General features: G+C 64.8%; 15 protein-coding genes. 10 read left to right on the top strand and 5 right to left on the bottom strand.

The window, feature by feature from the left end; translation table 11 throughout:
* Window positions 1–4: 4 nt before the first annotated feature.
* The 3 genes from ACSYAO_RS04060 (at window position 5) to ACSYAO_RS04070 (ending at window position 2,271) form a co-directional block, all read left to right on the top strand.
* Window positions 5–1,003, top strand: a complete 999-nt coding sequence (locus ACSYAO_RS04060) for a DNA-directed RNA polymerase subunit alpha (protein ID WP_010483975.1) — start codon at window positions 5–7, stop codon at window positions 1,001–1,003.
* A gap of 191 nt (window positions 1,004–1,194) precedes the next feature.
* Window positions 1,195–1,578, top strand: a complete 384-nt coding sequence (gene rplQ / locus ACSYAO_RS04065) for a 50S ribosomal protein L17 (RefSeq protein ID WP_005408217.1) — start codon at window positions 1,195–1,197, stop codon at window positions 1,576–1,578.
* A 186-nt stretch (window positions 1,579–1,764) separates the two neighbouring features.
* Window positions 1,765–2,271, top strand: a complete 507-nt coding sequence (locus ACSYAO_RS04070) for a disulfide bond formation protein B (RefSeq protein WP_049463317.1) — start codon at window positions 1,765–1,767, stop codon at window positions 2,269–2,271.
* A gap of 95 nt (window positions 2,272–2,366) precedes the next feature.
* On the opposite strand, the gene ACSYAO_RS04075 is transcribed toward ACSYAO_RS04070, so the two are convergent.
* Window positions 2,367–4,493, bottom strand: a complete 2,127-nt coding sequence (locus ACSYAO_RS04075) for a TonB-dependent receptor (RefSeq protein WP_049463316.1) — start codon at window positions 4,491–4,493, stop codon at window positions 2,367–2,369.
* Between the two features lie 221 nt (window positions 4,494–4,714).
* Here ACSYAO_RS04075 and ACSYAO_RS04080 point away from each other — a divergent pair, with 221 nt between their 5' ends.
* Window positions 4,715–6,106 (top strand): class II 3-deoxy-7-phosphoheptulonate synthase, encoded by a 1,392-nt coding sequence (locus tag ACSYAO_RS04080; protein ID WP_049421673.1) that lies wholly within the window; start codon window positions 4,715–4,717, stop codon window positions 6,104–6,106.
* Window positions 6,107–6,548: 442 nt separating this feature from the next.
* On the opposite strand, the gene ACSYAO_RS04085 is transcribed toward ACSYAO_RS04080, so the two are convergent.
* Window positions 6,549–7,900 (bottom strand): IS3-like element ISStma2 family transposase gene (locus tag ACSYAO_RS04085; RefSeq protein ID WP_440566552.1). Its coding sequence is split into 2 segments (ribosomal slippage): window positions 6,549–7,453 and window positions 7,453–7,900, totalling 1,353 coding nucleotides; the frame shifts between segments, so codons are not numbered across the junction.
* A 227-nt stretch (window positions 7,901–8,127) separates the two neighbouring features.
* Between ACSYAO_RS04085 and ACSYAO_RS04090 the strand changes: the two genes are divergently transcribed.
* Window positions 8,128–9,315, top strand: a complete 1,188-nt coding sequence (locus ACSYAO_RS04090) for a mechanosensitive ion channel family protein (protein ID WP_219631326.1) — start codon at window positions 8,128–8,130, stop codon at window positions 9,313–9,315.
* Between the two features lie 56 nt (window positions 9,316–9,371).
* Here ACSYAO_RS04090 and ACSYAO_RS04095 read toward each other — a convergent pair whose 3' ends face one another.
* The 3 genes from ACSYAO_RS04095 to typA are packed head-to-tail and all read right to left on the bottom strand — an operon-like array spanning window position 9,372 to window position 13,362.
* Window positions 9,372–10,994 (bottom strand): amidase, encoded by a 1,623-nt coding sequence (locus tag ACSYAO_RS04095; protein WP_049401441.1) that lies wholly within the window; start codon window positions 10,992–10,994, stop codon window positions 9,372–9,374.
* A gap of 41 nt (window positions 10,995–11,035) precedes the next feature.
* The gene (locus tag ACSYAO_RS04100; protein WP_049422416.1) at window positions 11,036–11,503 is read right to left on the bottom strand and encodes a DUF2127 domain-containing protein; all 468 of its coding nucleotides are present in this window, start codon (window positions 11,501–11,503) and stop codon (window positions 11,036–11,038) included.
* An 11-nt stretch (window positions 11,504–11,514) separates the two neighbouring features.
* The gene (gene typA / locus ACSYAO_RS04105) at window positions 11,515–13,362 is read right to left on the bottom strand and encodes a translational GTPase TypA (protein WP_049455386.1); all 1,848 of its coding nucleotides are present in this window, start codon (window positions 13,360–13,362) and stop codon (window positions 11,515–11,517) included.
* Between the two features lie 274 nt (window positions 13,363–13,636).
* Here typA and ACSYAO_RS04110 point away from each other — a divergent pair, with 274 nt between their 5' ends.
* From ACSYAO_RS04110 to prpE, 5 genes are all read left to right on the top strand, one after another.
* Window positions 13,637–14,128 carry a peptidylprolyl isomerase gene (locus ACSYAO_RS04110; protein WP_004153629.1) on the top strand — a complete coding sequence of 164 codons (492 nt, stop codon included), beginning with the start codon at window positions 13,637–13,639 and terminating at the stop codon, window positions 14,126–14,128.
* 118 nt (window positions 14,129–14,246) lie between these two features.
* Window positions 14,247–15,233 (top strand): malate dehydrogenase, encoded by a 987-nt coding sequence (locus ACSYAO_RS04115; protein WP_004153634.1) that lies wholly within the window; start codon window positions 14,247–14,249, stop codon window positions 15,231–15,233.
* Between the two features lie 158 nt (window positions 15,234–15,391).
* Complete coding sequence (locus tag ACSYAO_RS04120) at window positions 15,392–16,006, top strand: RluA family pseudouridine synthase (RefSeq protein ID WP_049463326.1); 615 nt, start codon at window positions 15,392–15,394, stop codon at window positions 16,004–16,006.
* A gap of 511 nt (window positions 16,007–16,517) precedes the next feature.
* Window positions 16,518–17,869 (top strand): IS3-like element ISStma2 family transposase gene (locus tag ACSYAO_RS04125; RefSeq protein ID WP_329916253.1). Its coding sequence is split into 2 segments (ribosomal slippage): window positions 16,518–16,965 and window positions 16,965–17,869, totalling 1,353 coding nucleotides; the frame shifts between segments, so codons are not numbered across the junction.
* A 230-nt stretch (window positions 17,870–18,099) separates the two neighbouring features.
* On the top strand, window positions 18,100–19,980 hold the full coding sequence (gene prpE / locus ACSYAO_RS04130) for a propionate--CoA ligase (protein WP_049461267.1): 1,881 nt from the start codon (window positions 18,100–18,102) through the stop codon (window positions 19,978–19,980).
* The last annotated feature ends 25 nt before the right edge of the window (window positions 19,981–20,005 follow it).

Genomic DNA, 20,005 nt, shown 5'->3' on the forward strand with positions numbered 1-20,005 from the left:
CAACATGACGGTTACCGCCAACCAGGTTCTGCGTCCTCGCGGTCCGCAGATCGAACGCCTTACCGACACCCGTGCAAAGGTCGTTATCGAACCTTTGGAGCGGGGTTACGGGCATACGCTGGGTAATGCCCTGCGTCGCGTGCTGCTGTCGTCCATCCCGGGCTTCGCCATCACGGAAGTCGAAATCGACGGCGTGTTGCATGAGTACACCACGGTCGAAGGTCTGCAGGAGGACGTGCTCGAAGTCCTGCTGAACCTCAAGGACGTGGCCATCCGTATGCACTCCGGCGACAGCGCCACCCTGTCCCTGTCCAAGCAGGGCCCGGGCGTTGTCACCGCTGCCGACATCAAGGTCGACCACAATGTGGAGATCCTGAACGGCGAACACGTGATCTGCCACCTGACCAAGGATACGGCGATCAACATGCGTCTGAAGATCGAACGTGGTTTCGGCTACCAGCCGGCTGCCGCGCGTCGTCGTCCGGACGAAGAAACCCGTGCCATCGGCCGTCTGGTCCTGGATGCCTCGTTCTCGCCGGTCCGCCGCGTCGCCTATGCCGTGGAAGCGGCCCGCGTCGAACAGCGTACCGACCTGGACAAGCTGGTCATCGATATCGAGACCAACGGCACCATCGACGCCGAGGAAGCCGTGCGCACCGCCGCCGACATCCTCAGCGACCAGCTGTCGGTGTTCGGTGACTTCACCCACCGCGACCGCGGTGCAGCCAAGCCGGCCAACAATGGCGTGGATCCGGTGCTGCTGCGCCCGATCGACGATCTGGAGCTGACCGTGCGTTCGGCCAACTGCCTGAAGGCTGAAAGCATCTACTACATCGGCGATCTGATCCAGAAGACCGAAGTGGAGCTGCTGAAGACCCCGAACCTGGGCAAGAAGTCGCTCACCGAGATCAAGGAAGTGCTGGCTCAGCGCGGCCTGTCGCTCGGCATGAAGCTGGAGAACTGGCCGCCGGCCGGTGTCGCCAGCCACGGCATGCTGGGCTGATATCGGTAATGCCTGAAGGCTCCACCGTTCGCGGTGGGGCCTTCAACGCAACACACCATGCCATGACGAACCCCAGGTTCGCGCGGCAGGTCGCCCAGGACGGGTGGCCAGGACCAACCGCAGTCCGCGCAGCAACGCCAGGATGGCGACAACGATCCGCACAGTCTCATCATTAACCAAGGAATATCACCATGCGTCACCAGAAGTCTGGCCGTAAGTTCAGCCGTACCAGCGCCCACCGCGAAGCGATGTTCAAGAACATGGCCGCCTCGCTGTTCAAGCACGAGCTGATCAAGACCACCCTGCCGAAGGCCAAGGAACTGCGCCGCGTTGCCGAGCCGCTGATCACCCTGGCCAAGGTCGACTCCGTCGCCAACCGCCGTCTGGCCTTCGCCCGCCTGCGCGACAACGAAGCCGTGGGCAACCTGTTCACCATCCTGGGCCCGCGCTACGCGAACCGTCCGGGCGGCTACCTGCGTCTGCTGAAGTGCGGCTTCCGCGCTGGCGACAACGCGCCGATGGCCTACGTCGAGCTGGTTGACCGTCCGGTCGTGGCCGAGGAAGTGGCCGAGTAATCGGACCGCTCCAAATGCGACACAGCGAAAGCCCGGCCTCTGCCGGGCTTTTGCGTTTCCGGGGGCGGATCCCTTTCCGCAGGACAGGGCTCTGACCCACACCGTTCCGACAGGCGTCACCTGTGGCGGTTCGAATGGCGCGCACTCTCGGTTACGCTTGGCGCCTGATCCATTCGAGCGTTGACGATGAATCCACTGCGCTGGCCCTTCCGCGCCCAGTTCTTCCTGGGCTTCCTGATCTGCGCGGGCCTGCTTGGCTACGCGATCTTCCTGCAGCTGAAGATGGGCCTGGAGCCGTGTCCGCTGTGCATCTTCCAGCGCCTGGCGTTCGCCGCGCTTGGCCTGCTGTTCCTGATCGGTGCACTGCATGGTCCGTCCAACCGCCCGGGACGCGCGACCTATGGCGTGCTGGCGTTCATTGCCGCCGCAGTGGGTGTCGGCATCGCCGCGCGCCACGTCTACGTGCAGATGCTGCCGCCGGAAATGGGGTCCACCTGTGGCCCGCCGCTGGCCTTCCTGAGCGAGACCATGGGGCCGCTGGAAGTGTTCCGCACGGTGCTGACCGGCACTGGCAACTGCGGCAACATCGACTGGACCTTCCTGGGTCTGACCATGCCGATGTGGTCGGGCGTGTGGTTCGTGCTGCTGGCGCTGTGGGCGCTGGTGGTGCCGCTGCGCAAGGTCAAGCGCTGAGGCAAGGTAGTGCCGGCCGCTGGCCGGCAACCTCGTGAACGACGGCAGCTTTCCCGTAGATGCCGGCCAGCGGCCGGCACTACCACGGTCCGTTCTCAGAAATCCTGCTGCAGGCTCAGGTAGGCGCCGCGGCGCGGTCCCCATTGCGGAGCGAACACGCCGACGCCACCGCCATCGCGCAGCTGGTAGCTGCGGTCCAAAGCGTTGATCACCGCCAGCTGCACGTGCAATGGATGGCCGCTGTCGGCATTGAAATCGTGCCCGGCGCTGAGGTTCACCTGCAGGTACGACGGCAGCTCGCCGCCGTTGGGTACGCCTTCGATGTCCGAACGCAGGCCGCTGCCGAACACGTAGTTTGCACCGATCCGGTTGTGTCCGGCGAAGGCGTAGCTGAGACCACCCGATGATGTCAGCTTCTGGTCGTGGTCGGGGTGGATCCAGTGGTTGGCCACATAGGCCAGCGCCTCGGGATCGAGGTTGTACTGGCTGGTGATGACATCCGTACCGATGGCTTTGTTCAGCGCGGCATTGAAGTAGGCACTGAACGGACCGTTGCTGTAGTCGGCACTGAACTCCAGACCACGGATGTGTCCGCGGCGGTAGTTGAAGGTCGAGTAGATGTAGGCGGCGCCGAACTGGCCTTCGTCCTGCAGGCGGGCGACGCGGCGGTCGTAAGCGTCCAGGCCCAGGGTCAGGTGTTCACCCAGCTGCTGCGAGACGCCGATGTCGTAGTAGTCGCTGCGCTCGGCCAGTGGCGTGTTGTTGCCGCCACTGGGTTGCTGGTTGGTGGTGCCGTCATACAGGGCGATATCGCTGCTGGCGATCAGCTCACTGGCCGGTGGCGTGAAGTAACGCGAGTAGCCGGCGTGCACGGTGGTGCTATCGCTGGCATTCCAGACCACGCCCACGCGCGGGCTGAGCTGGCCCTCGGTGCGGCCGAAGGCCTTGTAGCGGTCACCGCGCAGACCGTAGTTGACGGTCCAGTCGTCGCCGATCTTCCATTCATCCTGCACGTACAACGCCAGCGTGCTGGCATGGAAGGCGCTGTGGTCAGGAATCAGCAGCGGCGTGGTGCTGGACTGCTGGCCGCCGTCATCAACCGGGAACACCCAGCTGTTGCTGCTGGCCCGTGCGTTCTCGTAGTTGCCGTACAAGCCGTAGCGCAGCGTGTGGTCGTTGCCCAGTGGTGTGGAGAAGTCGGCCTGCAGGGTGTTGGCACGGTTGCTGCGCTGCACCTTCGAGGCGACGCCACTGAACACCAGATCGCCGACGACGTCCGGGTTGAACGCTGCATCGCTGTAGCGCTGCCCGGCCGATAGCTGGTACGCGGTGCTGCCCAGCGTGCCCTGCAGTACCAGCATGCCGAAGCGGGTGGTCTCGCGCTGGGTCTCATCCAGCTGGCTGGAATCGAAGGTGGTGGTGTCCAGGTAACCGAACTGCGGCGTCTGCCCTGGATTGACCGGAATCTGGAAACGGTTGTTGGCGAAACCGGCGAACACACTCAGGCGGGTGTTGTCGTTGACCAGGTAGGTCAGGTCGGCGAAGGCCTTGCCCTGGTGGGTATCGTCGTGCAGCGGCTTGCGCGAGTTGGTCGGATTCTCCAGGCCGACTTCGTTCTGGTCGTAGTTGCCGGTCAGGAACCAGCTCCAGCGTCCCTGGTTGCCCCACCAGGAGGCATTCGGGTTCACCTTGCCGAACGAGCCGGTGGTCAGTCCGGCGCTGCCACCGTTGCCCAGCTCGGCGCCATTGCGGGTGGTGATGTCGACCACCGCCGCGGTGCGCTCGCCGAACTGCGCCGGCAACGCGCCGTCCATCAGACGGATGCTCTTGATGGTGCGCGCATCCAGGGTCTGGCCGAAGCCGGAGATCGATTCGGGCAGCAATACGCCGTTGATGCGGTACTGCAGGTTGGCGTGGTCGCCGCGCACGTGCACGCCGCCATAGGAATCCTGGACCACGCCGGGGGCCTGCAGCAGTACCTGGCTGAGTGGTGCGGAGGCACCCAGCGGCTGCTTCTGGATGTCCTCGGCGGTGATCTGGTACTGGCTGCTGCCGATGTCCGGCGACAGCGTGTTGCGGGCCTGGTCGAGCTGGGCGTGGACGGTGACCGCATCCAGATCCTTGACGGACGAAGAGGTGTCGTCGGCTGCCGAGGCGAGGGCGGGCAGGCTGGCCAGGGCCAGGGCGAAGGTGATGCCGGTAGCGAGGGGCGAGGGCTTCATGGTGGGAGAGGTGGCGGCTGGATGTGGAAGGGGCCGGTCCATGACATGGAAGTGTTACTCCATAACAAAGCATGCGCCTGTCCCGGGCGGCTGACCATGCAGGATCTGGCCGCTGGCGTCGGCCTTTCTCTGCCGTTCAGGCGAGCAGGTCGGCCGGACCGGCCCTTTGCGTCAGCGGCCGGCTCTGCGACCATGACCGCCCCCCATCCCGGAAGTCTGCAATGAGCCTGTCCGCCGTTCCGCCCGTGCCCGATCCCGCCGCAGCGGCCACTGGCGCCGCCTGGTCGCCGGAGAGCTGGCGTGGCAAGACCGCGCTGCAGATGCCGACCTACCCGGACCCGGTGGCGCTGGACGCCGCTCTGCACGAACTGAAGCGGCTGCCGCCGCTGGTCACCTCCTGGGAAATCCTGGCGCTGAAGCAGCAGCTGGCCGAGGCGCAGGAAGGCAAGCGCTTCCTGCTGCAGGGCGGCGACTGCGCGGAGAACTTCAGCGACTGCGAATCGGGCACCATTTCCAACCGGTTGAAAGTTCTGCTGCAGATGAGCCTGGTGCTGGTGCATGGCCTGCGCCAGCCGGTGATCCGTGTTGGGCGCTTTGCCGGCCAGTACGCCAAGCCGCGTTCGGCCGATACCGAGACCCGCGACGGCGTGACCCTGCCCAGCTATCGCGGCGATGTGATCAATGCGCCGGCGTTCACCGAGGCGGCGCGCCTGCCGGATCCGAAGCGGATGCTGCAGGCCCACGCACATTCGGCGATGACCATGAACTTCGTGCGTGCGCTGATCGATGGCGGCTTCGCCGACCTGCATCATCCGGAGTACTGGAACCTGGAGTGGGTGCGGCATTCGCCGCTGGCCGCCGAGTACCAGAAGATGGTGGCGTCGATCGGCGATGCGGTGCACTTCATGGAAACCCTGGCCGGGGCCCGCGTGCACAACCTCAACCGCATCGACTTCTACACCTCGCATGAAGCGCTGCTGCTGCCCTACGAGCAGGCGCTGACCCGGCAGGTGCCGCGCCAGCAGGGCTGGTTGAACCTGAGCACGCATTACCCGTGGATTGGCATGCGCACGGCCGCGCTCGATGGCGCGCACGTGGAATACCTGCGTGGCGTGCGCAACCCGATTGCGATCAAGGTGGGCCCGTCGGTGACGCCGGACCAGCTGCTGCGCCTGATCGATGTGCTCAACCCGCATGACGAGCCCGGTCGACTGAGCTTCATCCACCGCATGGGTGCGGCGCAGATTGCCGAGAAGCTGCCGCCGCTGCTGGACGCGGTCAAGCGCGATGGCCGTCGCGTGCTGTGGGTGTGCGACGCGATGCATGGCAATACCGAAAGCACCGCCAATGGCTTCAAGACGCGCCGCTTCGACAACGTGCGTGGCGAAGTGGAGATGTCATTCGATCTGCATGCGGCCGCAGGCACGCGACTGGGCGGTGTGCACCTGGAGCTGACCGGCGAAGACGTGACCGAATGCACCGGTGGCGCGCGCGAACTGACCGAGCGTGACCTCGAGCGTGCATACCGTTCGACCGTGGACCCGCGGTTGAACTACGAGCAGTCGCTGGAGATCGCGATGGCGATCGTGCGCAAGCAGGAGCAAGTGCGGTAAGGGGGCTTCGGCAGGGCTTGCAGCCCTGCACCTGCTGACGCAACGGCAACGGCCGAAGCAACGACAACGGCATGCATTCCGTGGGATGGCGGGGTGGTATCGGAGTGCGGGGGCGCCGCAAGTACGTCCTTGTAGGCTTGGCAGCCGCATCCATGCGGCTGACACCCCGCACTCCGACACCGCCCCGCCTCTGACAGATTCCGGCGGCTGTTGGTAGGTGTCGACCTTGGTCGACACGGTAGATCCACGCCATGCGTGGATGCATTTCGATTCCAATTCGAAATATTCGATTCCGATGGAGATTCATCCACGCATGGCGTGGATCTACTGCAGATCGCAGAGATCTGTCGAAGGCGGGGTGGGTCCGGTTGCGGGAGTGTCCGCGGCATGGATGCCGCGGCCAAGCCCCCATGGTGAAGTGACCCCCGAGACTTGGACGGGGTCAGGCGGCCGATTGGGCCTGCTCCCGGTACTTTACCGGGCTCAGACCTTTCAGTTTCAGTTTGATGCGTTCTTCGTTGTAGTACTGGATGTATTCCACCAGCCCAGCCTCCAGACTCTCGAGGCTGTCAAAGCTGTTCAGGTAGAAGAACTCCGACTTCAGCGTTCCAAAGAAGCTCTCCATCGCCGCATTGTCCAGGCAGTTGCCGCGCCGGGACATGCTTTGCTTCAACGAGTGCTTTTCCAGCATGTGCCGGTAGTTTTCATGCTGGTACTGCCAGCCCTGGTCGGAGTGGATCATGGGGCGCTCATCCGGGGAAAGCTTCTTGATGGCCTCCTCCAGCATTTGACCCACCAGATCAAATACGGGCCGACGCTTGATCTGATAAGCCACGATTTCGCCGTTGTAGAGGTCCATGATCGGCGACAGGTACAGCTTCATACCCTGCACCTTGAACTCGGTCACGTCAGTCACCCACTTCTGGTTGGGCCGCTCTGCATGGAACTGGCGATTGAGGTCATTGCCAACCACAACATTGGCCGCCCCCTTGAAGGCCTGGTAGCGCTTCACACGCACCCGCGATTTCAGCCCCATCTCCCCCATCAGGCGCTGAACCCGCTTGTGATTGGTCCGATGGCCCTGATTGGCTAATTCCAGCGTCACCGTGCGATAGCCATAGCGCCCTTGGCTTTGATCGTAGATTGCACGGATGCGCTCGCACAGGGCTGCCTCATCCTGATCCGGATGGGCCAGGACATGGTTCTGGTAATAGAACGTACTGCGTGACAGCTCAGCTGCTTCGAGCAGAAGCGACAGCGTATGAACCTGCCTCAATCCTTGGACGGCTTGCGCTTTGCGTCCTGCGCCGCCTGCTCTTCCCGGATCAAGGCATCGAGTTTTTTTAGGTAGTCGGTCTCCGCACGCAGATAGGCGACTTCCTTGAGTAGCTCATCGCGGCTCATATCTTCAGGTGGCTTGGACGAACGGGTCTTCTTCATCGGCTTTCGGGGCGGCGGCGGAGGGGGTGCCAACGCTTGGGCACCGCCTTGAGCATACAGGCGCCGCCATCGCCCCACCGCGCCAGCATCGCCAATTTGAAAGTAGGTGGTGGCCTCGCGCCCGGACAGGCCGTCCTGGCTCATCTTCTCCAGGACAGCCAGCTTGAACGGGAGGTCATAGGACCGGGCCTGGCGATGAAATCCCCGCCAACCATGCAGCCGATAGGTCGCCACCCAGCGCCTGACCATGGAGAACTCCAGGCCGTGGCGACGGGCAATGGCTTTGACCGATGTGGAGGTCTTGCAGGCCTCTTTGGCGACCTGCAGTTTGAAACGCGCGTCGTATTTGTTCATGTATCCCTCGGGGTTGGATCTAGCGTCCAACTCCCGGGGGTCACTTCATGGACGGGTTTACGGCGTCTCCCGCAACCGGACCCACCCCGCCATCCCACGGAATGCCAGCCTCTGCTGTTGCTTGTGCTTCGGCTGTTGCTGTTGCTTCGGCTCGCAGCAGGTGCAGGGCTGCAAGCCCTGCCGACCAACACCCTTCTTACGAACGACTGACGTGACACTCATGCGTCATGCGCGAGGCTGTCCGCTTGGCTGTTCGAGTGGAGGTGGCAACGGTGCACTGGCAAAGCGCACAGGCCTACGCATGGCCGTTGGGATTGGCAGCAGTAGTGGGCGGTATCGGCGCGTGGCTGATCCTCTGGATCTACCATCGATTGAAAGGGCGTGATCGCCGGCGCGCACGCATCGGTCGCGTGCTCGGGTTGCCACTGGCCACCGCATGGCCGCTGCTGTTGTTGATTCCCGCATTGCAGGCCACGCCACTGCAGGATCCGGTGCTGGGCAACCTGCAGCATGTGCTGCACATCGCGCTGACCGCGTGCTTCATCTGGTTGCTGGTACGCGCGGTGGCGGCGGGCGAGCGCGCGATCCTGCGCAGTCATCCCATCGATGTCGCCGACAATCTGGAAGCGCGCCGCATCCAGACCCAGACGCGGGTGCTCAGCCGCGTGCTGATGGGCGGCATCATCGTGCTCGGCGCATCGCTGGTGCTGTTGACCTTCCCGATGGTGCAGAAGATCGGCACCGCGCTGCTGGCATCGGCAGGCCTGATCGGCCTGGTGGCGGGTATCGCGGCCAAGCCGGTGTTCGGCAACCTGATCGCTGGCCTGCAGATTGCGGTGACGCAGCCGATCCGGCTGGATGACGTGGTGATCGTCGAGGGCGAGTGGGGCCGTATCGAGGAGATCGGCAGCAGCTACGTCGTGGTCCGTATCTGGGATGAGCGACGGATGGTGGTGCCGCTGACCTGGTTCATCGAAAACCCGTTCCAGAACTGGACGCGGCGTAGCGCCGACCTGCTCGGTACCGCGTTCCTGTGGTTGGACTACCGTGCGCCGATTGCCGCGATCCGCGCTGAGCTGGAACGCATCTGCCGTGGCGAAGCGCTGTGGGATGGCCGGGTCTGCGTGACCCAGGTGACCGAGACCAGCGAGCGTGCGATCCAGGTGCGCCTGCTGGTCAGCGCGCGAAGCTCGGGCGATGCCTTCGATCTGCGTTGCCTGGTGCGCGAGCGCATGCTCGATTTCCTCGCGAGCGAGCATCCGCAGTCGCTGCCGCAGGTGCGTGCGCGGCTGCAACACGAAGATGAGCTGGATATGCCGCGCGGTCCACGTGCACGCACCGCGGATGTGCGTTCGCCGGGTGCTGAAGATGGTGAGGCGGCGATCGTGCCGGTGGAGCCGGAACCCGAGCGGTAGCGCCGGTCGCTGGCCGGCGACCTGGGATCTGCCGGCCAGCGGCCGGCACTACCGGATCACGGCTCGCCAGCGTCGATCAGTGCGTCGGTATCGAAGTGCGGTGGTCGCCGCGCGCGCGTGCGCTGCTCATAGGCGTAGGCCATCTCGATCAGCTTCGGCTCGCTCCAGGCGGTGCCCATGAACAGCAGACCGACCGGCAGACCATCGATCTGCCCCATCGGCACGGTGAGGCTGGGATAGCCGGCCACGGCGGCGGCGCTGTAGCTTTCACCGGGGAAGTCGTCGCCTTCGCTGCGGATCGGCCATGCCACGCCGGTGGTCGGCGCCACCAGCGCATCGAGCTGGTGGGCGGCGAGGGCAGCATCGATGCCTTCCGGGCCGGCCAGCCGGCGCGCATCGCTGCGGGCGCGGATATAGGCGGGGTCGGCCAGGCCGGCGGTGGCATCGGCCTCCACCAGCAGCTCCTGGCCGAACAGGCCCAGTTCCTGCTTGCTGTGCGCCTGGTTGAAGGCGATCAGTTCGGCCAGGCTGCGCAATGGTGCGCGGTGGGTGCTGAAATAGCGCTCCAGCCCGGCCTTGAATTCGTACAGCAGCAGCGTGCGCTCGGCCTCGGCCCAGGCGCCCTGGTTGGGCAGCTCCACCGGCACCACCACGGCGCCGGCGCGGCGCAGCTCGGTTGCCGCCTGTTCGATCAGTGGCGGCATGCCACGGTACTTCAGCAGGGGCGTCTGCAGCAGGCCGATGCGCTTGCCGCGCAGGCCCTGCGGGTCCAGTCGCGCGGTGTAGTCGTAGACCGCGCGGCCGGGCATGGTCGCGGTGGCCGGATCGGCATCGTCGCGGCCGGCGATCGCGGTCAGCACGGCGGCAGCGTCGGCGACGCTGCGTGCCATCGGCCCGGCAGTGTCCTGGCTGAAGGAAATCGGGATGATGCCCTCGCGGCTGACCAGGCCGACCGTCGGCTTCAGGCCGACCACGCCGTTGATCGCCGCCGGGCAGACGATGCTGCCGTCGGTTTCGGTGCCGATCGCCACGCTGGCCAGGTTGGCGGCCACGGCCACCGCGCTGCCGCTGCTGGAACCACACGGCGAATGGCTGATGCGATAGGGGTTGCGGGTCTGGCCGCCACGCGCGCTCCAGCCGGAGATCGAATCATTGCCGCGGAAGTTGGCCCATTCGCTGAGGTTGGTCTTGCCCAGCACCACCGCACCGGCGTCGCGCAGCCGGCGCACCAGGTAGGCATCGTCCGGACGGAAGCCCTGCAGGGCCAGCGAACCCGCACTGGTGGCCATCGGCGCGGCGTTGATGTTGTCCTTCAACAGCAGGGGAATGCCATGCAGCGGGCCGCGCAGGCGGCCGTCACGGCGTTCGCGGTCGCGCGCGGCGGCTTCCTTCAGGGCATCGGGGTTGAGCTCGATCACCGCGCGCAGGCGCGGCCCGGTGCGGTCCAGCGCGGCGATGCGCTGCAGGTAGGCCTGGGTCAGGGTGGTGCTGTCCAGTTCCCCGGCGGTCATCCGCGCCTGCAGGTCGGCGACATCGGTTTCGGCGTACGGGAACGGCACGTTGCGGCTCGCAGGTTCGGCCGCATGCGCGCTGGGCGTGGCCGGGCTGCAGCCAGCCGAAAGCAGCGCCGGCAGCGCGGCGAGCAGGCAGGTCAGCAGAGGCGGCAAGGACGGGCGCATGGGGCGGCTTGGTCGGCTCCAATCCCCAGTGTAGCCGGTGCTCAGCGGTGGCGCTTGCGCAGGTCGCGGGCGAGCACGTAGACCACGATCAGGTTGATCGCCAGGATCGTCCACGACGGCCAGCCGGGGTGGCGGATGATCGCGAAGATGTCGAAAGGCAGGTACAGGGCGGCGGTCAGGCAGCCCAGCCAGGAGGCCCAGGCCTTGGCCCGCCACAGGCCCCAGGCTTCGACCAGGTGCAGCAGGCCGTAGCCGATCATCCCCGCCGCGGCCAGGTGGACCGCGTCGGGGCTGATCATGTGCAGCAGCGAGGGCAGGGTGCCATGGTCCGGATCCAGGCTGAAACGCCGGATCAGGGCCATGATGCCGTGCCGTAGCGGCTGCGGTCCGAGCACTTCCAGCCCGGTGGCGGCCAACAGCGCCAGCATCGCCTTGCTCGCTTCGAGCAGGGCGATGACATGGAGACCCGGATGCCGGTGTGGATCCGGGTTGTAGCCGCTCAGGTTCACGGGGTGCTGGCTCAGCCGCCGCGCGAAGCCTTCTTGCGGTCGCTTTCGGTCAGGAACTTCTTGCGCAGACGGATCTCCTTCGGGGTGATCTCGACCAGCTCGTCGTCTTCGATGAAGTCCAGGGCCTGTTCCAGCGAGTACTTGATCGCCGGGGTCAGCTGGATCGCATCGTCCTTGCCCGAAGCGCGCATGTTGGTCAGCGGCTTGGTCTTGATCGCGTTGACGGTCAGGTCGTTGTCCTTGGAGTGGATGCCGACCAGCTGACCTTCATACACGTTGTCGCCTTCAGCAGCGAAGAGCTTGCCGCGCTCCTGCAGCGGGCCCAGCGAGTAGGCCGGCGTGGTGCCCGGCGCATTGGCGATCATCACGCCGTTGATGCGCTTGGCGATCGCGCCCTGTTCCTTCGGGCCGTAGTGGTCGAACACGTGGAACAGCAGGCCCGAACCCTGGGTCAGGGTCTTGAACTCGTTCTGGAAACCGATCAGGCCACGGGCCGGGATCGAGTATTCCAGGCGCACACGGCCCTTGCCGTCCGATTCCATGTTCTTCAGCTGGCCCTTGCGGGTGCCCAGCTTTTCCATCACGCCGCCCTGGTGGATTTCTTCGATGTCCACCACCAGCTGCTCGATCGGCTCCATCAGCTGGCCGTCGATTTCCTTGATGATCACTTCCGGGCGCGACACGGCCAGCTCGTAGCCTTCGCGGCGCATGTTCTCGATCAGCACCGACAGGTGCAGTTCGCCACGGCCGGAGACCAGGAACTTGTCGGCGTCTTCCAGCTGCTCGACCTTCAGGGCCACGTTGTGGACCTTTTCACGGTCCAGGCGGTCCTTGATCTGGCGGCTGGTCAGGAACTTGCCACCGGACAGGTCCTTGTTGCCGGCGAACGGCGAGTTGTTGACCTGGAAGGTCATCGAGATGGTCGGCTCGTCGACGGTCAGCGCCGGCAGCGCTTCCGGGAAGTCCGGTGCGCAGATGGTGTCGGAGATGGTCAGCTCCTGGATGCCGGAGATGGCCACGATGTCGCCGGCCTCGGCCGAATCCTGCTCGATGCGCTCCAGGCCCATGAAGCCCAGCACCTGCAGCACCTTGCCGTTGCGCTTCTTGCCTTCACGGTCGATGACCGCGACCTGCATGTTCTTCTTCAGGGTGCCGCGCTGGATGCGGCCGATGCCGATCACGCCCACGAAGTTGTTGTAGTCCAGCTGGCTGATGCGCATCTGGAACGGGCCTTCCGGGTCCACTTCCGGACGCGGCGCGTGCTGCATGATCGCTTCGTACAGCGGGGTCATGTCGCCATCGCGCACGGTGTCTTCCAGGCCGGCGTAGCCGTTCAGGCCCGAGGCGTAGACGATCGGGAAGTCCAGCTGCTCGTTGGTGGCGCCGAGCTTGTCGAACAGGTCGAAGACCTGGTCGATCACCCATTCCGGACGGGCGCCCGGACGGTCGACCTTGTTGACCACGACGATCGGCTTGAAGCCCATCGCGAAGGCCTTCTGGGTCACGAAGCGGGTCTGCGGCATCGGGCCGTCCATCGCATCGACCAGGATCAGCACGGTGTCGACCATCGACAGCACGCGCTCGACCTCACCACCGAAGTCGGCGTGGCCGGGGGTGTCGACGATGTTGATCCGGTTCTTGATGCCGGTCTTCTTGTCTTCCCAGGTGATGGCGGTGTTCTTGGCCAGGATGGTGATGCCGCGTTCCTTTTCCTGGTCGTTGCTGTCCATCACGCGCTCGGCGAGGACGGTGCGCTCGGACAGGGTGCCGGACTGCTTCAGCAGCTGGTCGACCAGGGTGGTCTTGCCATGGTCGACGTGGGCGACGATGGCGATGTTGCGAAGATTTTCGATGGACATACGAAAGGGGGCCAGTCGGCGCCGGATTTGGAAAAAGAAGTCCAACATTATACGTCGAACTTGACGATTCGCGAAAAGGTGGATTTCACACCCGTCATGGGGCCCATTCAGCTGGGGGGCCGTGGCGCCGGTCGAGGCCGCCTGGCCTACACCGCGGGGCACCCCGTCCCGTGGCTGAAGCCCGGATCTGCGCCCATGGTCGAAGCCGCCGCCGCCACGAGGCAGGTGTAAACTAGGTGGCTAGACGCGTTCCCCATCTGCATCAAGGATCTTCATGTCCCTCATCGCCACTTTCGACACCACCCAGGGCCCGATCAAGGTCGAGCTGTTCGCCGACAAGGCGCCGCTGACCGTGGCCAACTTCGTGAACCTGGTCAAGCACGGTTTCTATGACGGCCTGATCTTCCACCGCGTGATCGCCGACTTCATGATCCAGGGCGGCTGCCCGCAGGGTCGTGGCACCGGCGGCCCGGGCTACAAGTTCGAAGACGAGAAGAATGGCGTGAAGCACGAGGTCGGCTCGCTGTCGATGGCCAACGCCGGCCCGAACACCAACGGCAGCCAGTTCTTCATCACCCACATCAAGACCGACTGGCTGGACGGCCGCCACACCGTCTTCGGCAAGGTCCTGGAAGGCCAGGCCATCGTCGATTCGGTCAAGCAGGGCGACGTGATCCATTCGATCACCCTGGAAGGCGACGTCGACGCCGTGCTGGCCGCCCAGGCCGAGCGCGTCGCGGAGTGGAACAAGCACCTCGCCGCCTGATCCCCCTTCGAAACGGCCACCCTCGGGTGGCCGTTTCCCTGTTCCCCGCCGCCCGCCAGGCCTGCGTGGCCACGCCCGCGGCGTCCCATCAAACGCTTGCAAGCAAGAGGAAACCCCCATGAAAGCACCCGTTCGTGTTGCCGTGACCGGCGCCGCCGGCCAGATCGGTTATGCCCTGCTGTTCCGCATCGCCTCCGGCGAAATGCTGGGCAAGGACCAGCCGGTCATCCTGCAGCTGCTGGAACTGCCGGTCGACAAGGCCCAGGCCGCCCTGAAGGGCGTGATGATGGAGCTGGAAGACTGCGCCTTCCCGCTGCTGGCCGGCATGGTCGGCACCGATGATGCCGAAGTCGCGTTCAAGGACGCCGACATCGCCCTGCTGGTTGGCGCGCGTCCGCGTGGCCCGGGCATGGAGCGCAAGGACCTGCTGCTGGAAAACGCCAAGATCTTCACCGCCCAGGGCGCGGCGCTGAACAAGGTCGCCAGCCGTGACGTGAAGGTGCTGGTGGTCGGTAACCCGGCCAACACCAACGCCTACATCGCGATGAAGTCGGCCCCGGACCTGAAGCCGGAGAACTTCACCGCCATGCTGCGCCTGGACCACAACCGCGCGCTGAGCCAGCTGTCGACCAAGCTCGGCAAGCCGGTCGGTGGCATGGAGAAGCTGGTCGTGTGGGGCAACCACAGCCCGACCATGTACCCGGACTACCGTTTCGCCACCGCCGATGGTGCGTCGATCGCCGATGCGATCAACGACCAGGAGTGGAACGCCAACACCTTCATCCCGACCGTCGGCAAGCGCGGCGCGGCGATCATCGAAGCCCGTGGCTCGTCCTCGGCTGCTTCGGCCGCCAACGCAGCCATCGACCACGTGCGTGACTGGGTGCTGGGCAGCAACGGCAAGTGGGTCACCATGGGCGTGCCGTCCGACGGTTCCTATGGCATTCCGGAAGGCGTGATCTTCGGTTTCGCGGTGACCACCGAGAACGGCAAGTACACCCTGGTCAAGGATCTGCCGATCGACGACTTCAGCCAGAAGTACATCGACAAGACCCTGGCCGAGCTGGAAGAAGAGCGCGCCGGCGTCGCCCACCTGCTGGGCTGATGCAGGCGGTACCGGCTCCGGCCGGTACGTCTTCCATCGAGGTAGGTGCCGGCCGTTGGCCGGTACGTGATCCAGAAGGTAGGTACCGACCGTTGGTCGGTACGCAGCAACGGGGAAGCTCAGGCTTCCCCGTTGCTGTTTGAGGAATACAGGAACTGATGATCCACCTGCATTACATCGACGACGCGCTGCTGGTGGCCGAGAAGCCGGCAGGCCTGCTGTCCGTGCCTGGCCGCAGCGCCGAGAACCAGGACTGCGTGGTCGCGCGCCTGCAGGCGCTGTACCCGGATGCATTGACCGTGCATCGCCTGGACCAGGTGACCTCCGGCCTGCTGCTGCATGCGCGCGGCAAGGACATGCAGGTGGCGTTGTCGATGCAGTTCGAGCAGCGCCAGGTTGGCAAGCGTTACGAAGCGATCGTGGAGGGGCTGCTTGAAGGCGATGCCGGCGAAGTAGACCTGCCGTTGATCGTGGACTGGCCGAACCGGCCGAAGCAGATGGTCGATCACGAACGCGGCAAACCGGCGCTGACACGTTGGCACGTAATGGCACGTGATGTTGAAGCGCAGCGCACCCGCGTGGCGTTGGAACCGATCACTGGCCGCAGCCATCAGCTGCGCCTGCACATGGCCAGTCTCGGCCATCCCATCGTTGGCGATGTGCTGTATGACGCCGCGCCGGCGCAGCGTGTGCATCTGCATGCGCGCAGCCTGCGGTTCACCCATCCAGTGACGGGCGAGCCGCTCGCGTTCGAGTCCGCGACTCCGTTCTAGGGGTTCGGCAGGGCTTGCAGCCCTGCACCTGCAGAATCAACGTCAACGTCAGAAGCGGGCTATCCGTGGGTTGGCGGGACGGTGTCGGAGTGCGGGGACGCCGCAAGTACGTCCCTGTAGGCTTGGCAGCCGCATCCATGCGGCTGACACCCCGCACTCCGACACCGTCCCACCTTCGACAGGTTCCCGCGGCTGTTGGTAACTGCGGCTTTGTTCCGCGCGGCTGTTGGTAGGTGTCGACCTTGGTCGACACGATTTTCCTTTCAGATATCGAATGAATCATCCACGCATGGCGTGGATCTACCGTGTCGACCAAGGTCGACACCCACCAGAGCAGTCGACCAAGGTCGACATCTACCAGAGCAATACGCCTTTCCGACAGATCGCAGGAAACTGTCGAAGGCGGGGTGGGTCCGGTTGCGGGAGTGTCCGCGGCATGGATGCCGCGGCCAAGCCCCCAAGGTGAAGTGACCCCCGGGAGTTGGACACCAGATCCAACCCCGAGGGATACATGAACAAATACGACGCGCGTTTCAAACTGCAGGTCGCCAAAGAGGCCTGCAAGACCTCCACATCGGTCAAAGCCATTGCCCGTCGCCACGGCCTGGAGTTCTCCACGGTCAGGCGCTGGGTGGCGACCTATCGGCTGCATGGTTGGCGGGGATTTCATCGCCAGGCCCGGTCCTATGACCTCCCGTTCAAGCTGGCTGTCCTGGAGAAGATGAGCCAGGACGGCCTGTCCGGGCGGGAGGCCACCACCTACTTTCAAATTGGCGATGCCGGCGCGGTGGGACGATGGCGGCGCCTGTATGCTCAAGGCGGTGCCCAAGCGTTGGCACCCCCTCCGCCGCCGCCCCGAAAGCCGATGAAAAAGACCCGTTCGTCCAAGCCACCTGAGGATATGAGCCGCGATGAGCTGCTCAAGGAAGTCGCCTATCTGCGTGCGGAGACCGACTACCTAAAAAAACTCGATGCCTTGATCCGGGAAGAGCAGGCGGCGCAGGACGCAAAGCGCAAGCCGTCCAAGGATTGAGGCAGGTTCATACGCTGTCGCTTCTGCTCGAAGCAGCTGAGCTGTCACGCAGTACGTTCTATTACCAGAACCATGTCCTGGCCCATCCGGATCAGGATGAGGCAGCCCTGTGCGAGCGCATCCGTGCAATCTACGATCAAAGCCAAGGGCGCTATGGCTATCGCACGGTGACGCTGGAATTAGCCAATCAGGGTCATCGGACCAATCACAAGCGGGTTCAGCGCCTGATGGGGGAGATGGGACTGAAATCGCGGGTGCGTGTGAAGCGCTACCAGGCCTTCAAGGGGGCGGCCAATGTTGTGGTTGGCAATGACCTCAATCGCCAGTTCCATGCCGAGCGCCCCAACCAGAAATGGGTGACTGACGTGACCGAGTTCAAGGTGCAGGGCATGAAGCTGTACCTGTCGCCGATCATGGACCTCTACAACGGCGAAATCGTGGCTTATCAGATCAAGCGTCGGCCCGTATTTGATCTGGTGGGCCAAATGCTGGAGGAGGCCATCAAGAAGCTTTCCCCGGATGAGCGCCCCATGATCCACTCCGACCAGGGCTGGCAGTACCAGCATGAAAACTACCGGCATATGCTGGAAAAGCACTCGTTGAAGCAAAGCATGTCCCGGCGCGGCAACTGCCTGGACAATGCGGCGATGGAGAGCTTCTTTGGGACGCTGAAGTCGGAATTCTTCTACCTGAACAGCTTTGACAGCATCGAGAGTCTGGAAGCTGGGCTGGTGGAATACATCCAGTACTACAACGAAGAACGCATCAAACTGAAACTGAAAGGTCTGAGCCCGATAAAGTACCGGGAGCAGGCCCAATCGGCCGCCTGACCCCGTCCAAGTCTCGGGGGTCACTTCAAGGACGGGTTTACGGCGTCTCCCGCAACCGGACCCACCCCGCCATCCCCCAGGAAACCAGCTTCTGCTGTTGCTTCGGCCTCTGCAGGTGCAGGGCTGCAAGCCCTGCAGAACAAAACCCCACCCCCTACCAAGGTAGGGCGGCCCGCGCGCCAGCGCCGGACTATCCTCGAACCCATGACTTTGTCTGGGAGGGCTGCGTCATGAACTACGAGGAAACCTACCGTCGCTCGATCGACGAGCCGGAGGCCTTCTGGGGCGAGGAAGCCAAGCGCATCCATTGGCACAAACCGCCGCAGCAGGTGCTCGACTACAGCAACCCGCCGTTCCGGCGCTGGTTCGTCGGTGGTGAAACCAATCTCTGCTACAACGCCGTCGACCGCCACCTGGCCGAGCGCGCCGACCAGCTCGCGCTGGTCGCCATCTCCACCGAAACCAACAGCACCCGCGAAATCACCTATCGCCAGCTGTATCGCGAAGTGAACGACTTCGCCGCCGCACTCAAGCACCTCGGCGTCGGTCACGGTGACCGCGTGGTGATCTACATGCCGAACATGGCCGAAGCCGTGTTCGCGATGCTGGCCTGCGCGCGCATCGGTGCGGTGCACTCGGTGGTGTTCGGTGGCTTCGCCGCGCACAACCTGGCGCTGCGCATCGACGACGCCAAGCCCAAGCTGCTGATCGCGGCAGATGCCGGCATGCGCGGTGGCAAGCTGATTCCGTACAAGCCGATGGTCGATGCAGCCTGCGCCGAAGCCACGTCGCCACCGCCGCACGTGCTGATCGTGTCGCGTGGGCTGGATGCCGCCGAACCACGCGTGCCGGGCCGCGATGTGGACTACGCCGAGCTGCGTGCGCAGATCGGTGAAGTCGACGTGCCGGTGCAGTGGCTGGAAGCGAGCGAGCCGAGCTATCTGCTGTATACCTCCGGCACCACCGGCAAGCCGAAGGGCGTGCAGCGCGATGTGGGGGGCTATGCGGTGGCGATGGCGCAGTCGATGGAAACGGTGTTCGACTGCAGGCCGGGACAGGTGATGTTCTCCACCTCCGACGTCGGCTGGGCGGTCGGCCATTCCTACAACGTGTACGGCCCGCTGATCGGCGGCTGCACCTCGCTGCTCTACGAAGGGCTGCCGACCAACCCGGATCCGGGCATCTGGTGGGCGCTGTGCGAGCAGTACAACGTGCGCACGATGTTCTCGTCGCCCACCGCCATCCGCGTGCTGAAGAAGCACGACGCGGATTTCATCCATCGCCACGACCTGGGCGCGCTGAAGTACCTGTTCCTGGCCGGCGAGCCGCTGGACGAACCGACCGCGCACTGGATCAGCGAAGCGCTCGGCAAGCCGATCATCGACAATTACTGGCAGACCGAAACCGGCTGGCCGGCACTGACCCTGCTGCCGGGCCTGGAGATGAAGCCGGTGCGTTTCGGCTCGCCCGGGTTCCCCAATCTCGGCTACCGGATGAAGGTGATCGACGAGAACACCGGCGAGGAAGTGGCACCGGGGCAGAAGGGCGTGCTGGTGGTGTCGCCGCCGCTGCCGCCGGGCTGCATGAGCACGGTGTGGAACGACGACAGCCGTTTCCTGCAGAGCTACTTCAGCCACTTCAAGGAGCTGCTGTACAGCTCGCTGGACTGGGCGATCCGTGACGACGATGGCTACACCTTCATCCTCGGCCGTACCGACGATGTGATCAACGTGGCCGGCCATCGTCTGGGCACGCGCGAGATCGAGGAGGCTATCTCCAGCCATCCGCGCGTGGCCGAGGCGGCGGTGATCGGGGTCAAGGACGAACTGAAGGGGCAGGTGCCGCTGGTGTTCGTCACCCTCAAGCAGGGGCTGGATGGCGAGGATCCGGCGCCGGTGGTGGCCGAGATGATGGCTACGGTGACCACCTCGCTCGGCGCGGTCGCACGCCCTGCGCATGTGCACGTGGTCAATGCCTTGCCCAAGACCCGCTCTGGCAAGCTGCTGCGGCGCTCGCTGCAGGCGTTGGCCGAGCAGCGCGACCCGGGTGACCTGTCGACGCTGGACGACCCCAGCGCGCTGGAGGAGATCCGCCGCGCGCTGGGACGCTGACCCGGTAGTGCCGGCCGCTGGCCGG

The sequence above is a fragment of the Stenotrophomonas sp. STK16_22 genome (assembly GCF_051984505.1).
Lineage (GTDB): Bacteria > Pseudomonadota > Gammaproteobacteria > Xanthomonadales > Xanthomonadaceae > Stenotrophomonas > Stenotrophomonas maltophilia_A.